Annotated in this window: 17 protein-coding genes and 1 pseudogene; 7 read left to right on the plus strand and 11 right to left on the minus strand. The window is 69.5% G+C overall.

Annotated elements, in window-relative coordinates:
* Positions 1-12 precede the first annotated feature (12 nt).
* Positions 13-867, minus strand: coding sequence for a LysR family transcriptional regulator (locus ACFY0F_RS24480; RefSeq protein ID WP_388798090.1), 855 nt, complete (start codon positions 865-867; stop codon positions 13-15).
* Between the two features lie 107 nt (positions 868-974).
* Here ACFY0F_RS24480 and ACFY0F_RS24485 point away from each other — a divergent pair, with 107 nt between their 5' ends.
* The 3 genes from ACFY0F_RS24485 (at position 975) to ACFY0F_RS24495 (ending at position 3,568) form a co-directional block, all read left to right on the plus strand.
* Positions 975-1,973, plus strand: coding sequence for a 4,5-dihydroxyphthalate decarboxylase (locus ACFY0F_RS24485; RefSeq protein ID WP_388798094.1), 999 nt, complete (start codon positions 975-977; stop codon positions 1,971-1,973).
* 95 nt (positions 1,974-2,068) lie between these two features.
* Positions 2,069-2,623 (plus strand): flavoprotein, encoded by a 555-nt coding sequence (locus tag ACFY0F_RS24490; RefSeq protein WP_388798097.1) that lies wholly within the window; start codon positions 2,069-2,071, stop codon positions 2,621-2,623.
* A 462-nt stretch (positions 2,624-3,085) separates the two neighbouring features.
* On the plus strand, positions 3,086-3,568 hold the full coding sequence (locus tag ACFY0F_RS24495) for a DUF5994 family protein (protein WP_388798100.1): 483 nt from the start codon (positions 3,086-3,088) through the stop codon (positions 3,566-3,568).
* A gap of 52 nt (positions 3,569-3,620) precedes the next feature.
* On the opposite strand, the gene ACFY0F_RS24500 is transcribed toward ACFY0F_RS24495, so the two are convergent.
* The 4 genes and pseudogenes from ACFY0F_RS24500 to ACFY0F_RS24515 all read right to left on the minus strand — a co-directional run.
* Positions 3,621-4,814 carry a PP2C family protein-serine/threonine phosphatase gene (locus ACFY0F_RS24500; RefSeq protein ID WP_388798103.1) on the minus strand — a complete coding sequence of 398 codons (1,194 nt, stop codon included), beginning with the start codon at positions 4,812-4,814 and terminating at the stop codon, positions 3,621-3,623.
* Positions 4,815-4,946: 132 nt separating this feature from the next.
* Positions 4,947-5,459, minus strand: a complete 513-nt coding sequence (locus tag ACFY0F_RS24505; RefSeq protein ID WP_388798106.1) for a DUF5994 family protein — start codon at positions 5,457-5,459, stop codon at positions 4,947-4,949.
* Positions 5,460-5,695: 236 nt separating this feature from the next.
* The gene (locus tag ACFY0F_RS24510; protein ID WP_388798108.1) at positions 5,696-6,691 is read right to left on the minus strand and encodes an STAS domain-containing protein; all 996 of its coding nucleotides are present in this window, start codon (positions 6,689-6,691) and stop codon (positions 5,696-5,698) included.
* A gap of 790 nt (positions 6,692-7,481) precedes the next feature.
* A pseudogene (locus tag ACFY0F_RS24515) lies at positions 7,482-7,712 on the minus strand (DNA mismatch repair protein MutT); the annotation flags it as partial.
* A gap of 107 nt (positions 7,713-7,819) precedes the next feature.
* Between ACFY0F_RS24515 and ACFY0F_RS24520 the strand changes: the two are divergent.
* Entirely contained in the window at positions 7,820-9,091 is a 1,272-nt protein-coding gene (locus tag ACFY0F_RS24520; RefSeq protein ID WP_388798111.1) for a helix-turn-helix domain-containing protein, read from the plus strand.
* Entirely contained in the window at positions 9,088-9,642 is a 555-nt protein-coding gene (locus tag ACFY0F_RS24525) for a flavoprotein (protein WP_388798115.1), read from the plus strand. The genes ACFY0F_RS24520 and ACFY0F_RS24525 overlap by 4 nt, the downstream gene beginning before the upstream one ends.
* A 68-nt stretch (positions 9,643-9,710) precedes the next feature.
* Here ACFY0F_RS24525 and ACFY0F_RS24530 read toward each other — a convergent pair whose 3' ends face one another.
* The 5 genes from ACFY0F_RS24530 to ACFY0F_RS24550 all read right to left on the minus strand — a co-directional run bounded on the left by ACFY0F_RS24530 (position 9,711) and on the right by ACFY0F_RS24550 (position 14,895).
* Positions 9,711-11,420 (minus strand): relaxase/mobilization nuclease domain-containing protein, encoded by a 1,710-nt coding sequence (locus ACFY0F_RS24530; protein WP_388798118.1) that lies wholly within the window; start codon positions 11,418-11,420, stop codon positions 9,711-9,713.
* A complete protein-coding gene (locus ACFY0F_RS24535; protein WP_388798121.1) occupies positions 11,417-12,067 on the minus strand; it encodes a MobC family plasmid mobilization relaxosome protein in 651 nt (216 codons plus the stop codon). The genes ACFY0F_RS24530 and ACFY0F_RS24535 overlap by 4 nt, the downstream gene beginning before the upstream one ends.
* A gap of 119 nt (positions 12,068-12,186) precedes the next feature.
* Positions 12,187-13,044 (minus strand): DUF2637 domain-containing protein, encoded by an 858-nt coding sequence (locus tag ACFY0F_RS24540; protein WP_388798622.1) that lies wholly within the window; start codon positions 13,042-13,044, stop codon positions 12,187-12,189.
* A gap of 220 nt (positions 13,045-13,264) precedes the next feature.
* A complete protein-coding gene (locus ACFY0F_RS24545; RefSeq protein WP_058081473.1) occupies positions 13,265-14,515 on the minus strand; it encodes a DUF3631 domain-containing protein in 1,251 nt (416 codons plus the stop codon).
* A 137-nt stretch (positions 14,516-14,652) separates the two neighbouring features.
* The gene (locus ACFY0F_RS24550; RefSeq protein WP_388798124.1) at positions 14,653-14,895 is read right to left on the minus strand and encodes a helix-turn-helix transcriptional regulator; all 243 of its coding nucleotides are present in this window, start codon (positions 14,893-14,895) and stop codon (positions 14,653-14,655) included.
* Positions 14,896-15,378: 483 nt separating this feature from the next.
* Between ACFY0F_RS24550 and ACFY0F_RS24555 the strand changes: the two genes are divergently transcribed.
* Complete coding sequence (locus tag ACFY0F_RS24555; RefSeq protein WP_388798127.1) at positions 15,379-15,675, plus strand: helix-turn-helix domain-containing protein; 297 nt, start codon at positions 15,379-15,381, stop codon at positions 15,673-15,675.
* A gap of 1 nt (position 15,676) precedes the next feature.
* Positions 15,677-17,020, plus strand: a complete 1,344-nt coding sequence (locus ACFY0F_RS24560; protein ID WP_388798625.1) for a tyrosine-type recombinase/integrase — start codon at positions 15,677-15,679, stop codon at positions 17,018-17,020.
* A gap of 67 nt (positions 17,021-17,087) precedes the next feature.
* On the opposite strand, the gene ACFY0F_RS24565 is transcribed toward ACFY0F_RS24560, so the two are convergent.
* Complete coding sequence (locus ACFY0F_RS24565; RefSeq protein ID WP_388798130.1) at positions 17,088-17,735, minus strand: hypothetical protein; 648 nt, start codon at positions 17,733-17,735, stop codon at positions 17,088-17,090.
* Between the last annotated feature and the right edge of the window lie 147 nt (positions 17,736-17,882).

Below are 17,882 nucleotides of genomic sequence, written 5' to 3' on the forward strand. Positions count from 1 at the left end.
CGGCACTGGATTTCAGGTGCGCCGACAGTTCTCCGCGACCTGGACGAAGCCGCGTACCAGTGGGCTGCTTGCGGTCCGTGGCCAGGCCACGACGAGATCGCTGGGCGGGCGGTCGTTCAGCGGTACGACGACCAGGCCGGCGGGCAGCGGCTGATCGATGGGGGCGAGAGCCGATGTGCCGTTCCACAGGACCGCTTGCAAGCACTCCTGGATCGTCCGCATGACCGGTGACCCGTCGTCGTCTCCACCGCCGGTCCAGTACGCCGTCCACGCCGGATCGGCACCGTCCGGCAGCCGGACCCACCGGCGGCCGGAGAGGTCGGTCGACGAGACGGAGGCGTGGCCGGCGAACGGATCGTCATCACGCATCACCACGCCGACGGGCACCGAGCGCAGGACGCGGGTGCTGACGCCTGTGTCGTCGAACGGAGTTCGGGTGATCGCCACGTCGACCAGCCCGGCGCGCAGCCCGGCCGTCGGGTCGCCGAGGTCGGCTTCGTGGAGGGTGACGTGGACGTGCGGATGACGGGCCCGGAAGAGGGAGACCAGTCGGCCACCGACCTGCTGGGCCGCGTCCGCCAGGGTCCCGACGGCGAGGGGCGCCGTGCCCGCCGCGGCGGCCACCCGTCGGCGGATCCGGTCGGCTCGCCCCAACAACGGCCCCGTTTCTTCGTACAGGACCTTTCCAGCGGGCGTGAGGGTGACGCCTTTGGGGGTGCGTTCGAACAGGAGGGCACCGAGTTCGTCCTCGAGTTGCCGGATCGCGCGGCTCAGTGGCGGTTGCGTCATGTGCAGGCGGTTCGCCGCCCGGCCGATGTGGCACTCCTCGGCGACGGCGACGAAATACCGGAGCGAGCGAAGGTCCACCTCTAGCACGATACCCGTGCGGTATCGGACGTTCCCGACGGGTCTTGGACGGCGGACACCGTGACGGCCAACGATGGAAGCAGCAGAACCGACGAGGAGGAGTATTCATGTCCGCCCCTGCCCTCACGGTCGGGTGCTTCCCGTACGACACGACGCGGGCGCTGTTCGAGGGGACCGTAAGCACCGACGGTGTCGACTTCACGATGAGAACCGGAGCGACCCTGCCGGAGCTCTTCGAACGGCTGATCCGCGGGGACGAGTTCGACGTCGCCGAGCTCGGCCTCACGTTCTACCTGCGGTTGCTGAAGACCGGACTGCCGTTCGTGGCGTTGCCGGTCTTCCCAAACCGCGTGTTCCGTCACTCGTGCGTCTTCGTCAACGTCCACAGCGGGATTCGGGAACCGAGCGACCTCGCGGGCAAAACCATCGGGGAGTTCGGCGTCTACGGTCAGGACTCCGGCGTGTGGGCCAAGGGGATCCTGATGGACGAGTACGGGTTCGAACCCGAGGAGAGCCGTTGGGTGATCGGCGGCCTCGAACACCCCGCGCCCCCCTTCGACTTCATCCCCCATCCGCACCCGGCCGAAGTCGACGTGCGCGTCGCACCCGAGGGAAAGACACTGAGCGCGATGCTCGACGCCGGTGAGATCGACGCGCTGTTCTCGGCGAACGTCCCGCAGTGCGTGCTCGACGGATCCCCGAACGTCACCCGCCTGTTCCCCGACTTCGAGCCGCTGGAACGGGACTACTACCGGCGAACCGGCATCTTCCCGATGATGCACACCATCGTCGTCCGGCGGGAACTGCTCCGGGACCGTCCCGGCCTCGCGCACGCCGTCTACCGTGCCTTCTCCCGGGCGAAGGACGCCGCCGCCGAACGCTATCGCCAAAGCCGCAGGCTCTACCAGGTCCAGACCATGATCCCGTGGATGAACGCCCTGGTGGACCGCAACGGTGAGGAGTTCCCCGAGGACTGGTGGCCCTACGGCATCGCGGCCAACCGCGCCGCCCTCGACACCTGCCTGCGGTATCACCACGAGCAGGGCCTGACCGACCGGCAGTGGCGGATCGAGGACGTCTTCGCCGCGGAACTGCTGGACACGTAGCCGTCCGCAACCTGGTCGCCGACATGGGCAGCCCGCCACCGCCGACGTACCCTGCCGGAACTGCACCACTTCAGCCGCCGACGGGGAGTGCCCGCGTGACCGAACCGACCGCCCCGGACAACAAGCCGTTCCTGTACGTCGTCGTGTGCGCCAGCGGTGTCGCCGGTGACGTCGGCAAGCTGATCACCGCGGCCCAGGAGGCGAACTGGGATGTCGGTGTCATCGCCACACCGCAGGGACTCGGCTTCATCGACGCCAAGGCGGTCGAGGCACAGACCGGCTACCCGATCCGCTCCGCCTGGCGTTCACCGGGAGACCCGCGCCCACTGCCCCCGCCGGACGCCATCGCCGTCGCTCCCGCCACCTTCAACACGATCAACAAGTGGGCCGCCGGGATCTCCGACACCCTCGCCCTGGGCATCCTGTGCGAGGCGTACGGCATGGGCATCCCGACCGTGGTGCTGCCCTACCTGAACTCCGCTCAGGCCGCCCACCCCGCCTACCAGCAGAGCCTGGACCGGTTGCGGGGGATGGGGATCGTGATCGGCTCGTGCGAACCGCACCGGCCGAGGGCCGGTGGCGCGGCGGATCGCTTCCGCTGGGAGGAAGCACTGGAGTTGCTGAAACCGGGCGTCAACCCGGTGCGGTGACGACAAGGGCGGGACCCGAAAGCCCCGCCCGATCCACGTGAAACCTCAGATCACGGCCACACAAGGCAATAAGGCTGATGCCCCGCCTCATGCAGCCGGTGGCTGAAGTCCTGCCACTCGTGCAGCGAATGGGAGGGGCGGGGCGCTGGCCTGGGGTTTCTCTGTGAAGCGCGCGTTGACCTGCGGAAACACTCCTCGGTAGTTCTCACGGGTCAACGCCGTTTCCCGGACTCATGTGCCCTGGATGTGCCCTCCGGGGACCTGGCTGGGGACGTACATGCCCAGTTTTCGCGCCTAGGGAGCTCTCGACATGCGACGGACGTCCTGTGTGCTGCATCCGTTCCCTCCGGGGCCGGACGAGGGGGAGCTTCGGAGATGCCCGTCGCGCGTGACACCAGGAGTAACGTGGCAGGTGCGAGGTGGAGTCCCGTCGTCGCACCAGCCCTCAGACGGGTGGTCATCATGACCGGCTCGGATACACCACCTGTTCCCCGGCGTCTGCCCAGCGGCGTCCACGAGGCGGTGCGGCCGGGGTGCGCGCTTCTCCGGCTGGAGACGACCGCATCACGCGAAGGCGTCCTCGACGGTGCGTGGTGGCTGCGCTCGCGCGACATCGGCGCTGAGCTGCCCGCGCTGCTCAGCGCCCTCATTGCCCACCTCGGCCCCGTGACCCGCGTGGGACTGGACACCGCGGCCTGGGAAGGTCTCCCGACACGTATCGCCGCGGACGACCGGGTGGTGCACGTCGATTCCTTCCCGGTCGGTGACGACACGGTCCTGGCCACCCGGGGCGACAGGGATATCTTCTCGCTGCTGGTGGTCCCGCCGGACACAGCACCGGACGCCGCCCGCGCCGCGATGGCCCAGGCGGTCCGGGCGGACAACATCAGCCAGGCCGAGCAGATCCTCATCGAGACCGGGAGCGGGCACGGTCCGTCCGGCTGACGGGCCCGCCGCTGGGCGTGACCGGCCGAGCGGTGTCGGACGGCGGGGGAGATCAGCCGCGCCACTCCACCATGAGCAGCGTTGCGTCATCGCTGGTCTGTCCGCCCCGCGCCTGCTTGAGCGTGTGGGACAGGGAGCGCGTCACCGCCCGGATGCCGCGGCCGGTCCTCTCCAGATGGTTCACGCAGTCGATCAGCTGGTCCTCCCCGAACTCCTCCCCACCGCTCCTGTGCTCCTCGACCACTCCGTCCGTGAAGCAGAGGACTCGGTCCCCGGGCACCAGCCCCAGCTCGCTGATCCGGGGCTCCGAACCACCGAGGCCGACGGGGAGGGTCGTCGGGGCGGCCAGACGCCGCGCGACGCGGTGGTCGCGGACGAGGATCGGCGGCGGGTGTCCGGCGTTGACCCACTGCACCCGTCCCGTCGTCGTGTCCAGCTGCATCATCTGCGCGGTGACGAAATGCTCGGGACCGAATTGCCTGGCCACGGCGCGGTCCATGAACGCGTAGATCTCCGACAGTCCGATGCCGGCGCGGCGGGCGTGGCGGTAGGCGCCGATGGCCACCGTGGCCATGGTGGCCGCGTCCAGTCCGTGGCCCATCGCGTCGATCATGGCCACGTGGAGGACGTCGTGGTTGAGCGCGTAGTCGAAACTGTCGCCGCCCACGTCGTAGGCGGGTTCCAGGATCCCGGCCACAGCGACCCGGGGCATGATCATCGCAAGCGGTGGCAGCAGTGACCACTGGATCTCCGCGGCGACGCTCATCGCCTCACCGCGTCGGACGTCGAAGAACAGGTCGGAGTAGCCGTGCTTGGTCACCAGAAGGTCGGCCACCAGGCCGGAGATCCTGAGCAGCAGGCGGCGGTCGTGGGCGTCGATGCTGTCCAGCGTCACCGCCATGACCCCTACCTGGTCACCGCCGTCCAGCAGAGGCAGATGGATCCGGACGCCGTCCTCCTGGGGCACCTCCACGGGGACCGCGTCGAGAAAGCAGCGGCCCGCCTCGGAGTCGTCGATAACCTGCGGTTCCCCGCCGGCGAGGCACTCACCGGGCAGCGGTACGAGCAGCAGCTGGCCGTAGTCCTGCAACAGCACCTGTGGACGGCGGCCACCGAGCCGCTCCACGACGTCGGCGACCAGGGGCCCGATGAGGTGGGGCGGGAGTTCGTGCGCGCTGTCGAGGATCTTTCCCAGGAGAGCTTCCCCGAAGCTTTCGGACCGGTCCGTACGCTGTACTGCCGTCATCCCCTCACCCGCCGCAGTCACGCTTCGTGTGGGGGCGGGCCAGGATGACGAAGGGTCTGTCGGTGCCATGGCTCCATCACGGGGTCGTGGACGCCCGGCCTGCCGGTCACGGAGTCGGCCGGGTCGGGCTGCTCATCTCGGTCCGGCTCCGCCTTCCGACTCCCAAGCGTTCTGTCCGTCGAGGCCGCTCTCGGCGAGTGCCAGCAGGCGCGGAGCCGACAGTGGGTTCCCGGGGTCGGCGGCGGCGGTCAGCAGCCGGGTGGCTACTCCGGCCGGCTCGTCCGGGGGGATCACCAGCAGTTCCCAGCGTCCCACGGTGCCGCAGTCCACGGTGATGGCGTGCGCCTCGGCGGCGGAATCGGTCAGGACCACCTCGATCACGTGGCCGGGCGCCATCACCTCCTGCGGAGCATCGGGCCAGGCGGCGGACCCCACGGTAACGCGGGTGACGGTGCCGCTGCTCGGATCCAGGGAGCCGACCAGCGCGGGCAATTCGAGTTCGAGTGCGTCGCAGCGCGGCCACCATGCGCCGTCCAGCGGGCCATGGCTGACGTCCGGCGTGAGGCGCAGCCGGGGCATGGGCATCCGGTAGGAGTGTCCGTAACCTGGCGCGGTACCTTCGGCGGGCTTTGTGATGGCGTTCATCGTGCGATCCCGTTCCGGGCGCTGCTTTCCGGCTGCCCGTGTCAGTCACTCGCCGGGAACGGCGCCGCCGTGGTCGTACGCCCGGAAGTTCTCGGTACCTCCCACGCTACTCCCAGCCGTGGCGGGCGGCGTGGTGCGCAGCCATCGCGCCGAGAGGCAGGCAGCCATCGCGTGGAGGCACCTCGGTACGGCGGACGACGGGTCACGTGACCGCCCCGGCCGGTACGACCGCCGGCTCATCGCTCCTCTGCCACGTCATCGGCGTGCCGAGGGGGCTGCCCTTCGGCGGACAGGGTCAACACGCAGGGGGCGACGGAGCCGGGCAGCCCGACGACCTCACCCATGTTCTGCCAGCCCCAGGACGAGAAGGCGGCTTGTCCTGCCCGGTCGGCAGGATGCAGCAGGGTGATCCCGAGGGAGGAGTGCAGCTCTGTGAGCAGACGCTGTTGCAGCCGGCGGGCGATGTCGCGGTGCTGAACGTGCGGGTGGGCCACGACCTGGGTGAGGACGACGAACCGTGCGCGGGAGGTGAGCCGCTGGATGATCTCCTGGAGCGTTCCGTCGGACCCCCGACTGCCGGAGCCTTCAGAGCCCATCGGAAAACCGAAGGCGCAACCGACCAGCACCGTCGTCTCGGCGACCAGCAGGGCGAAGCCGGGGCGGCGGGCGGTGATCGACAAGCGGTGCAGGAAGTCCCCGCGGTTGTGGTACCGCTCGCCCGTGGTGCCTGCGACGGACTCCGCAGCCAGGTCCGCGATGTCCGCGCGCATGTCTTCTGCCTGCCAGCGGGTCAGCCGACGAAGGCGGATCCCGTCCTTGAGGACCGGCTGGTCCGGTCGGCGAGCGGAGTCTTCGGGCGCCCCCGTCGCCGCACTCATGAAGCCGTCGGATGCGGCGGGCGGCACGAGACTCGCGGGGGCCGTAGGGAGCAGCGAAGTCGATCCCGTGGCATCGAGGACCCGGGTGATCTGAGCGCACGGATGGTGCAGCCGCAGGCGAGCGTGGACCCGGCCGGCGCGCTGTGCTGCCGACAGGAGGACGTCCAAGCCCCTGGCGTCGCAGGAGCCGACCGTGGTCAGGTCGATGTCGATCACGGTGACACCGTCCAGCAGACACTGCTCCACTGCGGCCCGCAGCAGCGGCGTCGTGGCCGGCCCGATGTCGCCGGCAAGCGTGACGAGCGTCCGCTCTCCTCGGTTCCGCCGATGGATGTCCAGCCGGGAAAAGGTCATCACGTCTCCCCTCGGCGAGGTTGCGGACCTGCACGGGCGCTCAGCGCGGCCCTTGCCGTGATGAGCTTGCGCTGAGTTGCTTCGACCGCGGCGTACATGGCCCCGACCCGTCTCCGCGCCGACCGCTGGGGCGGCCCGGATTCACTCGTCTCTCGCCGAGGACGACCCGGCGTGGTGGCCCGGAGTGCGTGATGCCCTCGGTACTTCAACCGTACGTCGGCCGCAACCGGAAGCGGCTGGGTCGAAGGGCGCGGCACGGTAGGGGCCGCGTCACTTGAGGGGCTGTTCTCCAACGTCAGAACGGTGGTGATGCTGCGGCTGCTGGTACGTGTGCACCTCACAGCCGAGGGCCGGCAGGGTAAGGGGGTACCACCTCGCCCCTGCCCTGTCGCGACAGGTGCCCGGATGCGCGCCGCTCTGGACACAACACTGGCCGCCGCGCAGTTCCCCTGGACACAGCACAACACTGCCGCCCGCGATCGAAGCCGGGCGGCAGAGCGGGCGGACGAATTGAATGCCAGCTCACTTCCGAACCCACATGCGACGCGACCTCCGCTCACCGGGTCTCCGAACCCATCCGAGCGAAACGACCCACGCCAGGAGGATCGGTCGCTACGTGAAAGCCAGCGCTCATGGAGCAGATGACCCACCTGTTACCGAAACCGTCCCGCGAAGGGGGACGTGGCAGGGGCGAGCATGTAGCGGAGGAAAGCGGCGAGGTCGGCGAACGCTGAACGCGGTCACTCATCTCACCGTGGGGGCGAGACGCTATCCCAGAAGAGGCGCTCGGTCAGTTCCAACCCTCCAGCGACACCTGAGGCCCGCCGGCCAGGTAGCGATGAAGGGCGCTGGCGGTGGTCTCCACGAACTCTTCGGGGATGGCACCGGTGTCGACCCAGCGGACTTGGGCGTGCTTGCGCGGTTCGCGGTTCTCCGGCTCGCCGGACCATTCATGGGCGACGAAGACGACCGTGAGGAAGCCGTTGGGGGCTTCCACGCCCCAGGCGCTGTGGATGACGTGGCGCTGGTGCTGCATGACTTATGCAGGGGCTGCATCACGGCCAACTACGGCTGATCTATGCTCGATTGAGCAGGCAGGATCAGCGACGGCGGAAGGAGCCGTGGCAGATGGCCGACGCGCATGGGGAAGCGAGACGGATCGGAGACCGGATCCGTCGGGCACGGGTGTTACAGCGGCGTTCACAGCACGGCGTGGCCGCAGCGCTTGGGTATCACCAGTCCAAGGTGAGCCGTCTGGAGAGCGGTCGCGGCACGGAGGACATCCGCGTACTACGCGCCATCGCGCAGGAACTGAACATCCCGCCTCATGAGTTGGGCCTCGCCCCGTCTCAGGACGTCTCCGCCGCCGATCGAGAAGCTGACGACATGCACCGCCGCACCTTCCTCGCCGCGAGCATCGCAGCGCTCGCGGCCCCGGCCGGCTCTTCGGCCTCGCACACCGCCCTCGTCCAGGCCCTCCTGCCCGGTCCCGGCCCCGCGGGCACCGGTGGCCCCCAGGGCACGGCCGTCCTGTACGAACGCGTCGGATCAGCACTGAGGCTTTTCCACACCTGCCAATACACGGAGTTGGAGCGCACCCTCCCGAGCCTGATTGCCGACCTGCGACTGGCGGTCGGTGATGCGACGGACGGGGACACGGTGTCCCGGCTCCTGGCCACGGCGTACCAGACGGCGACGAGCCTGCTGCTCAAGCAGCACGACCAGGGCAACGCATGGCTCGCCGTCGGCCGGGCGATGGCAGAAGCCGAACGCTCAGGCGACCCGGTCGTTCTCGCCTCCAGCGTCCGTGTCCAGGCCCACGTCCTGGTCCGCGAGAAGCACGCCACAGAGGCCGTCAGCCTGGTCCGGCACACCGCGGACCAGCTCACCGGCTCCTACGACCGGCGTTCACCGAAGTACCTCGCCGCCGTCGGACTGCTGCTCCTGCGCGGCGTGACCGCGGCCAGCAGTCGTGGTGATCGCGCGGCCACGAAGGAATTCCTCACCGAGGCGAAAGAAGTCTCGCGGTACGTCACTCTCGACCGGCCCGACGCCTGGGCCACCTTCAGCCCGACCAACGTCGCCCTGCACGAGCTGAGCGCTCTGGTGGCCTTCGGCGATGCCGGCCTCGCCCTTCAGGCGGCCAGGCCCCTCATGCGCCGGCACATCCCGGTGCCCGAACGCCGGGCCGCACTATGGGTCGAAGCGGCTCGCGCCTACAGCCAGCAGGGCCGCCTTGCCGACGGCTACCAAGCCCTGAGGATCGCCGAGACCTGCGCCGCCCAGGACATCCGCCGCCCCGACGTCCGCAACCTGGTCGCCGATATGGCCGCCCGCGACCGCCGACGTACCCTGCCGGAACTGCACCACTTCAGCCGCCAACTGGGAGTCCCCGCGTGACCGAACCGACTGCCCCGGACAAGAAGCCCTTCCTGTACGTCGTCGTGTGCGCGGCAGGCGTGGCCCGTGACGTCGGCAAGCTGATCACGGCCGCCCAGGAGGCGAACTGGGATGTCGGCGTCATCGCCACACCGCAGGGATTTGGCTTCATCGACGCTACGGCGATCGAGGCACAGACCGGCTACCCGATCCGCTCCGCCTGGCGTTCACCGGGAGACCCGCGCCCACTGCCCCCGGCGGACGCGATCGCCGTGGCTCCCGCCACCTTCAACACGATCAACAAGTGGGCCGCCGGGATCTCCGACACCCTCGCCCTGGGTATCCTGTGCGAGGCGTACGACATGGCCATCCCGACTGTGGTGCTGCCCTACCTGAACTCCGCCCAGGCCGCCCACCCCGCCTACCAGCAGAGCCTGGACCGGCTGCGGGGCATGGGTGTTCTGATCGGCTCATGCGAACCGCACCGGCCGAGGGCTGGCGGAGCGACGGAACGCTTCCGCTGGGAGGAAGCACTGGACTTGCTGGAGCCTCTGGTCAACACGGTGCGGTGACGCTGTTGCCTCGGTGTGGGAAACCTGAAGGGTGGACGCGACAGGTACCTCCGCGCCCGCTGACGGCATCACCGGTGTCGAGCAGGTGCCGCCAGGCCAGGCTGTGACGGGCTGGATGGAGTCTGGCCAGGCTGTGCCGGTCGGGCTGCAACCCTGGTGCGGGCTTGGGCAGCCCGTGCTCGGGCGCTGGGAGCCTGCCGGGCGGCGAGGCGTTGGACGCGCCAGGTGAGGGTCCTGGCGGTGGAGCGGGCGTCGTCGAGGGTGCGCTGACGTGCGGCGTGCTGGAGGAGTTGCTCGGGGTCGTGGCCGGCGTTCTCGGCTTCGGTCAGGGCGGCGGCCAGTGCCGGCCAGGCGGGGTCGTCGAGGATCTGCTGGGCGTGGTCGGGCAGGATCACGAGGATGCGCTGGGTGTGCCGTTCCATGGCGCGGGCCGGTGGTTGGCGCTGAGCCAGGGCGGCCAGCGGCCCGGCAGCAGCCTGTCGGTAGGCGGTCTGGAGATGGGCCAGGGTCTGGTGGGCGGCGGCGACCTGCTGGTTGTGCCGGCGGGCTTGGTGCCAGCGAGCTGTGGCGATGACGATGAGGACGGCGATGTCGAGGAACATCGCCAGCCCGGAGCCGTCGCTGGTGACCGGCGCGGTGCGCAGGGCTCGGACGGCACCCCGCAGGGCGCGGGCCTGGTCCTGCTGGGCGCGGATGCGGGAGCGGGTGGCGCGCTCGAAGGCGACGGCGGCCTGCTGCAGATGTGGCCGCAGGTGGCTGGGGGCGAGCAGCGGCAGGACGTCGATGGCTTCGCCGAGCGCAGCGATGTGGGCCTGGGCGGCTTCGTCGTCGCCGTGGTCGAGGTGGTGGAGGATGCGCTCGGCTGCTGCCGTGGCCTGGTGCCACGGGTTGGGCCTGCGTCGGCTGCCCGGCTCCGCTGCGGGCGGGGCATCGATGGCGGTGAGGCGTTCGCGGATCTTGGGGAAGGGCAGGTCGGGGGCGAGTTTGGCGCCGGAGAACCAGATCGGCTCGCCGGCGGCGTTGGTGTCGCCTTCCACGGCGACCTTGTACCCGCGCACGTCACCGGAGGGAAAGTGCTGCACGTCCACAAGGACGCCCTCGACGCCGTCGAGCAGAAGGAGGAACTCCTCCGGGCTGGTGGCGATGGACACTAGCTGGCGGACGGTGGTGCGCAGGCGTTCGCGGGAGGTCTGGGTCTTGCCGGCGCGGCGGGCTGTCTCCGTCTCGGCGCGGGTGGGGCGCTTGGCGGCGGTGCGGTCGCCGCGCACGACCTGCTTGAGGCCGTATTCCTTCTCGATGGCGGCGAGTTCCTTGTCGGCGGTCAGGTAGTCGTTCCAGTGGCGGGCGGTGCGCAGGTCGCCACGGACCTTGGTGGCGGCGATGTGGATGTGGTCGTCGGCGTGGCGGACGGCGACCCACCGGCACCCGTCCGGATCGCCTTGTGGCGCGATGCCAGTGGCCGCCACAACGCGGCGCGCGATGTCCGCCCACTCGGCGTCGGTGAGGTGCCGGTCGCCGGGGGCGGCACGTACCGAGCAGTGCCACACGTGCCGCTCGGGCGCCCGGCCCAGTCGGCGGGCTTGCTTAACCCGCAGGTCGAGGTCGGCCACGAGCCGCTTCTTTGTGGCGTCGAAGCCGTCGGCGCGGCCGGGATCGGGAGCGAAGCCGTCCCAGGAGGCGACCAGGTGCGGGTCGGTGTGGTCCTTGGCCTTCTTCGTGTCGAACAGATACCGGATCAGGCCGGCGGTGCTCTTGCCGCTGCCGATCTTGGCGATCACCAGGCCGCCTTCACGGAGACGGCGTGGTTCATGGTCTGCGCGATGTCGCTGATGGCGCCGCGGACGGCGACCAGGGTGCGTTCGGTCTGGGCGAGGACGGTGGCGTCCACAGGGTGTGGATCGCCTCCGGCGTTGAGGCGGTGCGCGATCTGGTTGACGTTGTTGCCGATGCGCGCGACTTCGGCCCGTAGGGCGTCGAGCTTGTCGAGGCAGTCATCGAGCTGGGTGCGCTGCCCGGCCAGGCCCACGGCGAGATCACCGTCGAGGTAGGCCGTGATCACGGCGCCGACGAGGTGGGCGCCGGCGATGCCCATCTTGCGGGCACGGGTAAGGATCCGGGCCTTCTCATCGCTGCTGTAGCGGACATCGACACGTTGCTTGCGCTGGACGCTCTCGCGGGTACGGCGGCGAGCGATGCGACGCAGGGTGACTTCGTCGGCGGGGGCGGCGGGCGACTGTTCGGCTGCGTCGCCGGGCGTTACCTCCTCGGGCACCCCCTGGTGCCCGAGGTCCTCCGCCACCCCCGGGGCGGAGGTGCCTGCGTCGGACCGGCCCTTGGACGGTCCAACGCCATACCTTGCTGCGCTGGTGGCGATGGTCATCATCTGCGTCCGGTCGGTGGCGAGTTCGGGGTGCTGGTCGTGCATTGAGGGGTTCTCCGTGCGGTGTTGGGGGGCGAGGCCGTGTCGCCTAGTGGGCCGCTCGTCCCCGCTCCGGGCTGTGCGGGAACGAGCGGAGGGGGTCGATCGGGGTGGGGCGGCGGCCCTCAGCGCGTGCCGACGGGGGCCGTGTCGGGCTCGGCCTGTCGCTGGCGGGCAGCCCGGTCGAGGTCGGCCTGTACTCGGTCCTTGAGCTGAGTGAGACGGTCCTTGCCGATGCGGTACTCAGCGGCTCGGATGGCCGCTTCGATGTTGCGGCGTGAGGCACGGTCCCCGCGTCCCAGCGGTGCGGTGCGGGCGATGGCGAGGAGTTCGTCGAAGGTGACATCCCGTTCGTGGCCCTCGTCTTTGGAGAGCGGCTTCGGGGCCCGCGGCACGTTGGCGGCTGCCTCCGCCAGGTCTGGGCGCTCGGCCATGTCACGCGAGCTCTGTGCCTCCTTTGGCAGGAAGTCATCGTCTTGCGAACGGGCAGGCCGCATGGCGCTGTGCGTGCCGTTGTGGCTGTGGCCAGAGGAGTTGTGGCCCGGTGTGGCGGCGGCCTCTTCGCCCAGACTCGTGGGGTGGCGGCGGATGACGAGGTCGAGGTGGACCGCGCCGGCCAGGGCGAGCGGAGCTATCGCGGACAGGGCGCCGACGGTGACATCGTCCAGATGGAGCCCGGCGGTGTGTGCCTGCTGGTTGAGGCGGACGGCGTGCAGAGCGTTCGCCCAGATGCTCGTGACGGTGGCGAGGCCGACCAGTGCCCAGACGTACAGGCGAGAACGCCAGGGCGCGGTACGGAGGATGAGCAGGGCGGCGACGCCGATGGCGATGAACCCGTCGATCACGAGGGGGAAGGCGTAGGTGAGGACTCCGCGGATGTGGATGGCGACGGCCATCTGCCGCAGGGCGTCGTAGGAGAGGGCGAAGCCGATCGTGCCGACCAGGGCGACCCCGAGGCGGATCGCTACGGTCACTGGCGGCACGGGGGCTTGGGCGGTGCGTGAGGGCAAGCGTGGTACTCCAGGGGGAGACGGGTGCCTAGGCACGGTGCGGGGTTGCCAGTGGGGAGGGCGGCGGACTCGTCGCACCCGTCGCATGCCTGGTCAGGGCAGGTACGGGAACCTGGCGTGATACGGGAGGACCCGTCACAGTTGCCGGACCCGTCACGGGGATGACCTGCGGTGCGACGTGTGCGACGGGTGTTTACGGGTGTACGGCCGACCCGTGACGTGTGGTCTCACCGCCGTCGGGTGGCTGCTCCTCGGGGCAGTAGCGGGCCCAGGCATCGGTGAACTGTGCGTGGGTGAATCCCCGGGCCTGCCGTCCGCCTTCGAAGCGGAGGACGGCTGCCTGGATACCGAAGTCCTTCAGCAGGATCCCCAGGTAGCGCGGGGTCAGACCGGTGTTGCGGTACTCCGCCCACGGCGCCTCCTGGTCCTTGAGTAGCTCTTCCAGCAGGTCCCGCGTGCGCACGGTGTCAGGATCGCCGTAGCACGCGAAGACGCGGCGGATGTCCTTCAGCAGGCGTGTCTTCACGTTGGACTCGTCGTCCTGGCCGACCTCGGCGGCACACATGGCCACGCACGCTTCGCGTGCTCGCTCCGGCCAGGAGTCGCCTGCCAGTTCGGCGACGACCACCAGCGGTTCCCAGGTGTCGGCCGCACGGTCCTGCACCGGCATCGGCGGCACCAGGTCGGCTGCGGTGTCCATCAGCGGGCGCAGCCAGGCAGTCAGCCGGTCACGTAGGGCGTGCAGGGCGGGTATGTCGCGGCGGGAGCGGAACTGTTCCACCCGCTCACCTGGCTTGCGCCGCTGCATTCGGATCACCACGGCCCGGTCCATGACCGTGTCCGGCAGGTCCCCGATGCCGGCGAGCGCGGCCATGGCGAAGGTGGGGAACGCCTGCGGCTTGTGCTCCGGCCCGGAGATCCGCAGGGCGGGCCGGTTGCGCTGGTGGCCGGCGTTGAGGAGGCCACGCAGCTCCTCGTTCTTTTCGGCGGCCTTGATGCTGCCGAAGATGGTGTCGGCCTCGTCCACCAGCAGGGTGGGCGGGTCCGCACCGATGGCGCGGAAGACCACCGCCGGGCTGGTGTTGACCGTGATCAGCGGCTCGCGCACAGTCTCGGTGAGCACGTCCAGCAGGCGGGACTTACCGCACCGCTTCGCAGGCCCGACCACGGCGAGGCGAGGTGCGTGCTGGAGGGCGGGCTGGATGTGCGTGGCCGCCACCCACAGCGTGACGGCGGTCAGCGCCTCACTGCTGGGCAGGATCACGTACCGCGCGATGGCTTCCTGCAGCTCGTCCAGTAGCTGTGCGCCTTCTCCGGGCTGCCCTGGCTCGTCGTCCTCCGAGGTCGAGGCTTTCGCGGTGGCGTCCTGGCCCAGGGCGGCGACGGGCGGCCAGGTGGGTATCGAGGATGCGGCGGAGGAGTCGGGGGACGTAGATTCGTCCATAGGCGTTCCTTCCCGGTGGGCCGGACGGGCAAGGCCCGGCCCACCGATTCGATCGTTCAAGGGCGATGGGGGCGGGGACTCTGTGGCTCTCGGCGGTGGCTCGCGGAGAGCCGCTTCGCTGTCCCGGCAGAGCGGCTTCAGGCCGTGAGGTCGTACGCGGACTGGGCGTTCACCCAGGCGTCCACCTCGGACCAGCGGTAGCGGAGGTGGCGGCCGACCTTGTGCACGTTGGGGCCGATGCCCCGGTACTTCCACTGGTAGAGCGTTTTCACCGGCACCCCGAGATAGGCAGCGACTTCCGCCGGGGTGGCCAACGGGCCGCGCCGGGCAGCGTCGGCGGAGGAATGGGCGTTCGCGCTGCGGAGAGAGGTATTCGGCACAGGGCTCCTTTTCGGTCTTGGACAGCGTGCCTGGACAACACAGCCACACCGCCAGCGAAGAAGTCCAGCGTTGGTTCTAAAACTCTCCACTAATTCCCTCGGCGTGGCTGGGAGGGGTAATAACCGTAGAGGTGGATCGGCCGTTGACCAAAAAGTTGGCGACTACCTCCTCATCCCTGATCGCCCCGGGGGGGGGCACCGACCGGGCCCGTCTCGTCGGTTGGTGCAGGCCGGAGCCTGTCTGGGCAGGTGATCAGGTGAGCTGAAGCAAGCGGTGAGCACATCATCGGTTACCGGCTCAAAACGCCCAAAGTTCACGCGCGACGGCAAGTTAGCACGGCGACTCCTGGAATTACCCGTCCGTGCCTCGTGAATGGGCGAGATAAACGCCACGCCGCCCCATGGTCACCCTGCAGCGACTTCTGTAGAGTTTTAGAGCCAACTCTTGCCATAAAGGTCGGCTGCAAGTTACAGCTACCTGTCATGGCAACTCGACCCGTTGAAATAGGCCCCGCCGGCCTCCACGCCGCCCGCGCCATAGAGCGAATACGCATCGCGCGCGGCCTGACCCAGCACCAGCTGGCTGCCCGATGCACCGCGCTGGGCCGCCCGATGTGTAACACAGCCCTCAGCCGCACCGAGCGCGCCCACCGCCGCTGTGACGTCGACGACCTCGTCGCGATCGCCGCCGCCCTCGGCGTCTCGCACGCAGTCCTGCTGCCTCTGGAGACCTCTCCGCTCCGGACCTGGGAGCGCATTCAGCGGGTCCTTCTTGGCTGACGTGTACGACCGCTGGCACAAGTCCCACCCCAAGCCCACCGAGGCCGAGTGCGGTGAACACAAGAGCCGTACGCGGCAGATGGTCCCCACCGCCGATCATGGCGTCGGCAAGCGGTGGCAGGTCCGCTACCGCGATCTGGACGGCCGCCAGCGCAAGGAAAACTTCGACACCAAGGCTGAGGCGGACAACCGGGCCGCTGAGGTCGACGTCGAGATCCGGCGCGGTTCCTACGTCGTGCCAGCCGAGACGAAGCAGACGCTCGGCGCCTACGCACAGAAGTGGTTGGACGCGAACTCCGTCGGTCCGACGACAGCCCTCCGCTACGAGGCAACGGTCCGCAACCACATCGTCGAGCACCTCGGGCGACGCGAGCTTCGTTCCCTCAACCAGCCCTCGGTCATCCAGGGCTGGATCCGCACCCTCCAGGACGCCCGCCTGGAGGTGTCGACGATCGAGGGCATCTTCGACATCCTCTCCAGCATCCTCGGCGCGGCCGTGGAGGATGGGCTCCTGCCGAAGAACCCCTGCAAGGCGAAGTCGGTCAAGCTGCCGACCGCGACCAAGAAGAAGATCATCTCTTGGCCGCTGGAGCGCGTCCGGGCAGTCCTCGCCGGCCTGCCCAAGCGCTTCCAGGCCGGCGGCAAGCTCGCCTTCGGCTGCGGCCTGCGTCAGGGCGAGGTCTTCGGCTTTGCCGTCGAGGACATCGACTTCAAGACCGGCTGGATCCACGTCAACCGCCAGGTACGGCTCGTCGGCACGAAGCCCGTCTTCGCCCTGCCCAAGGGGAACAAGATCCGATCTGTGCCTCTACCGGCCCAGCTTGCTGCCGCCCTCAAGGCCCACACGAAGGAGTTCCCGCCGGTCGAGGTCACCCTGCCGTGGGCCAAGCCGGACGGCGAGCCGAAGACCTTCCGTCTCCTCTTCGTCGACCAGAAGGGGCGGGCCTACAACCGCAGCGTCTTCAACATGGGCGACTGGAAGCGCGCTCTGGCTGCCGCCGGCGTGATCCCTCCCCGCGAGCGCGGCGCGAGGTACCTCCAGGCGGCCCCCGAAGACGGGATGCACGCCCTCCGGCACGCCTACGCCTCCGTGCTCCTGGACGCGGGGGAGAGCATCAAGGCGCTCTCCGAGTACCTCGGCCACTCGGACCCGGGCTTCACGCTGCGGACGTACACGCACCTGCTGCCGTCCAGCGAGACCCGCACCCGCAAGGCGATCGACGACGCATTGACGGAAACGGAAGCGGAGGCGGAGGCGGAAGACGACGGCGACCAGCCCGCCGCCCAGGGCACATCAGCACCCCCAGCGAAACCAATGTGCCCTCAATGTGCCCTGGCCGCCTGACGGCCCCTCCCCGGCACCAAAAAGGGCGAGGCCCGAAGACCCCGCCCGAAACCACCGAAACCCCAGGTCACGGCCACACAAGGCAATAAGGCTGATGCCCAGCCTCATGCAGCCGGTGCGAGAAGTCCTGCCACTCGTGCAGCAACTGGTACACGTTGAACGCGTCCCGGGGCCCGCCCCGGTCCGGAACCGTGGACCAGATGAACGCCGCCGCGCCGACCGCCTCCTCGCCGATTCCCCGCAGGGGGTCGACGACGGTCATCGGGAGCTTCACGACCGCGTAGTCCGGGTGCAGCACGACCAGTTCGAGGGGCGGCACCTTGTGCAGGGGGACGCCCTCGATGCCGGTGAGGACCATCGCGGCCATCGTCTCCGGCTTGATCTTGGTGAACATGCCGTTCATGCCGAGCTCGTCGCCGCCGAGCTCCTCGGGGCGCATCGAGATCGGTACGCGGGCCGCGGTCGCGCCGTCGGGCGCGCCGAAGTACTTGTACGTCACCCCCACCCGACCACCATTCCTGCTCCCCGCCCCCAGCCGGTCCATTCGACGATCACGGTGATCAATACGTCGGTCGGCCCGTTCCGGCTCATTCGGTCCGCCCTGCGCCTGATGTGCTTCGCCGGCTTCCTCCGCCTCGCGTCGGTGCCTTCCCCGCCGGGCACGTCGAGGACCCAGGTCATCGGTCCCCTCGCCCAGTCCGCCACCGCGATGCATATCTCCACCCGACTGCTTTTCTAGGACGCGCGGCCCCCGCCGCGCAACCCGATCATCGTGTCAGTGACCTCCCCCACGGCCGCCCGCCGAAACGTGCGGGAAAACAACAGTCCGCAGGATCAGGTCCAGGGTCATGTCCCAGTCTCG

The organism is Streptomyces sp. NPDC001544, assembly GCF_042894285.1.
GTDB lineage: Bacteria > Actinomycetota > Actinomycetes > Streptomycetales > Streptomycetaceae > Streptomyces.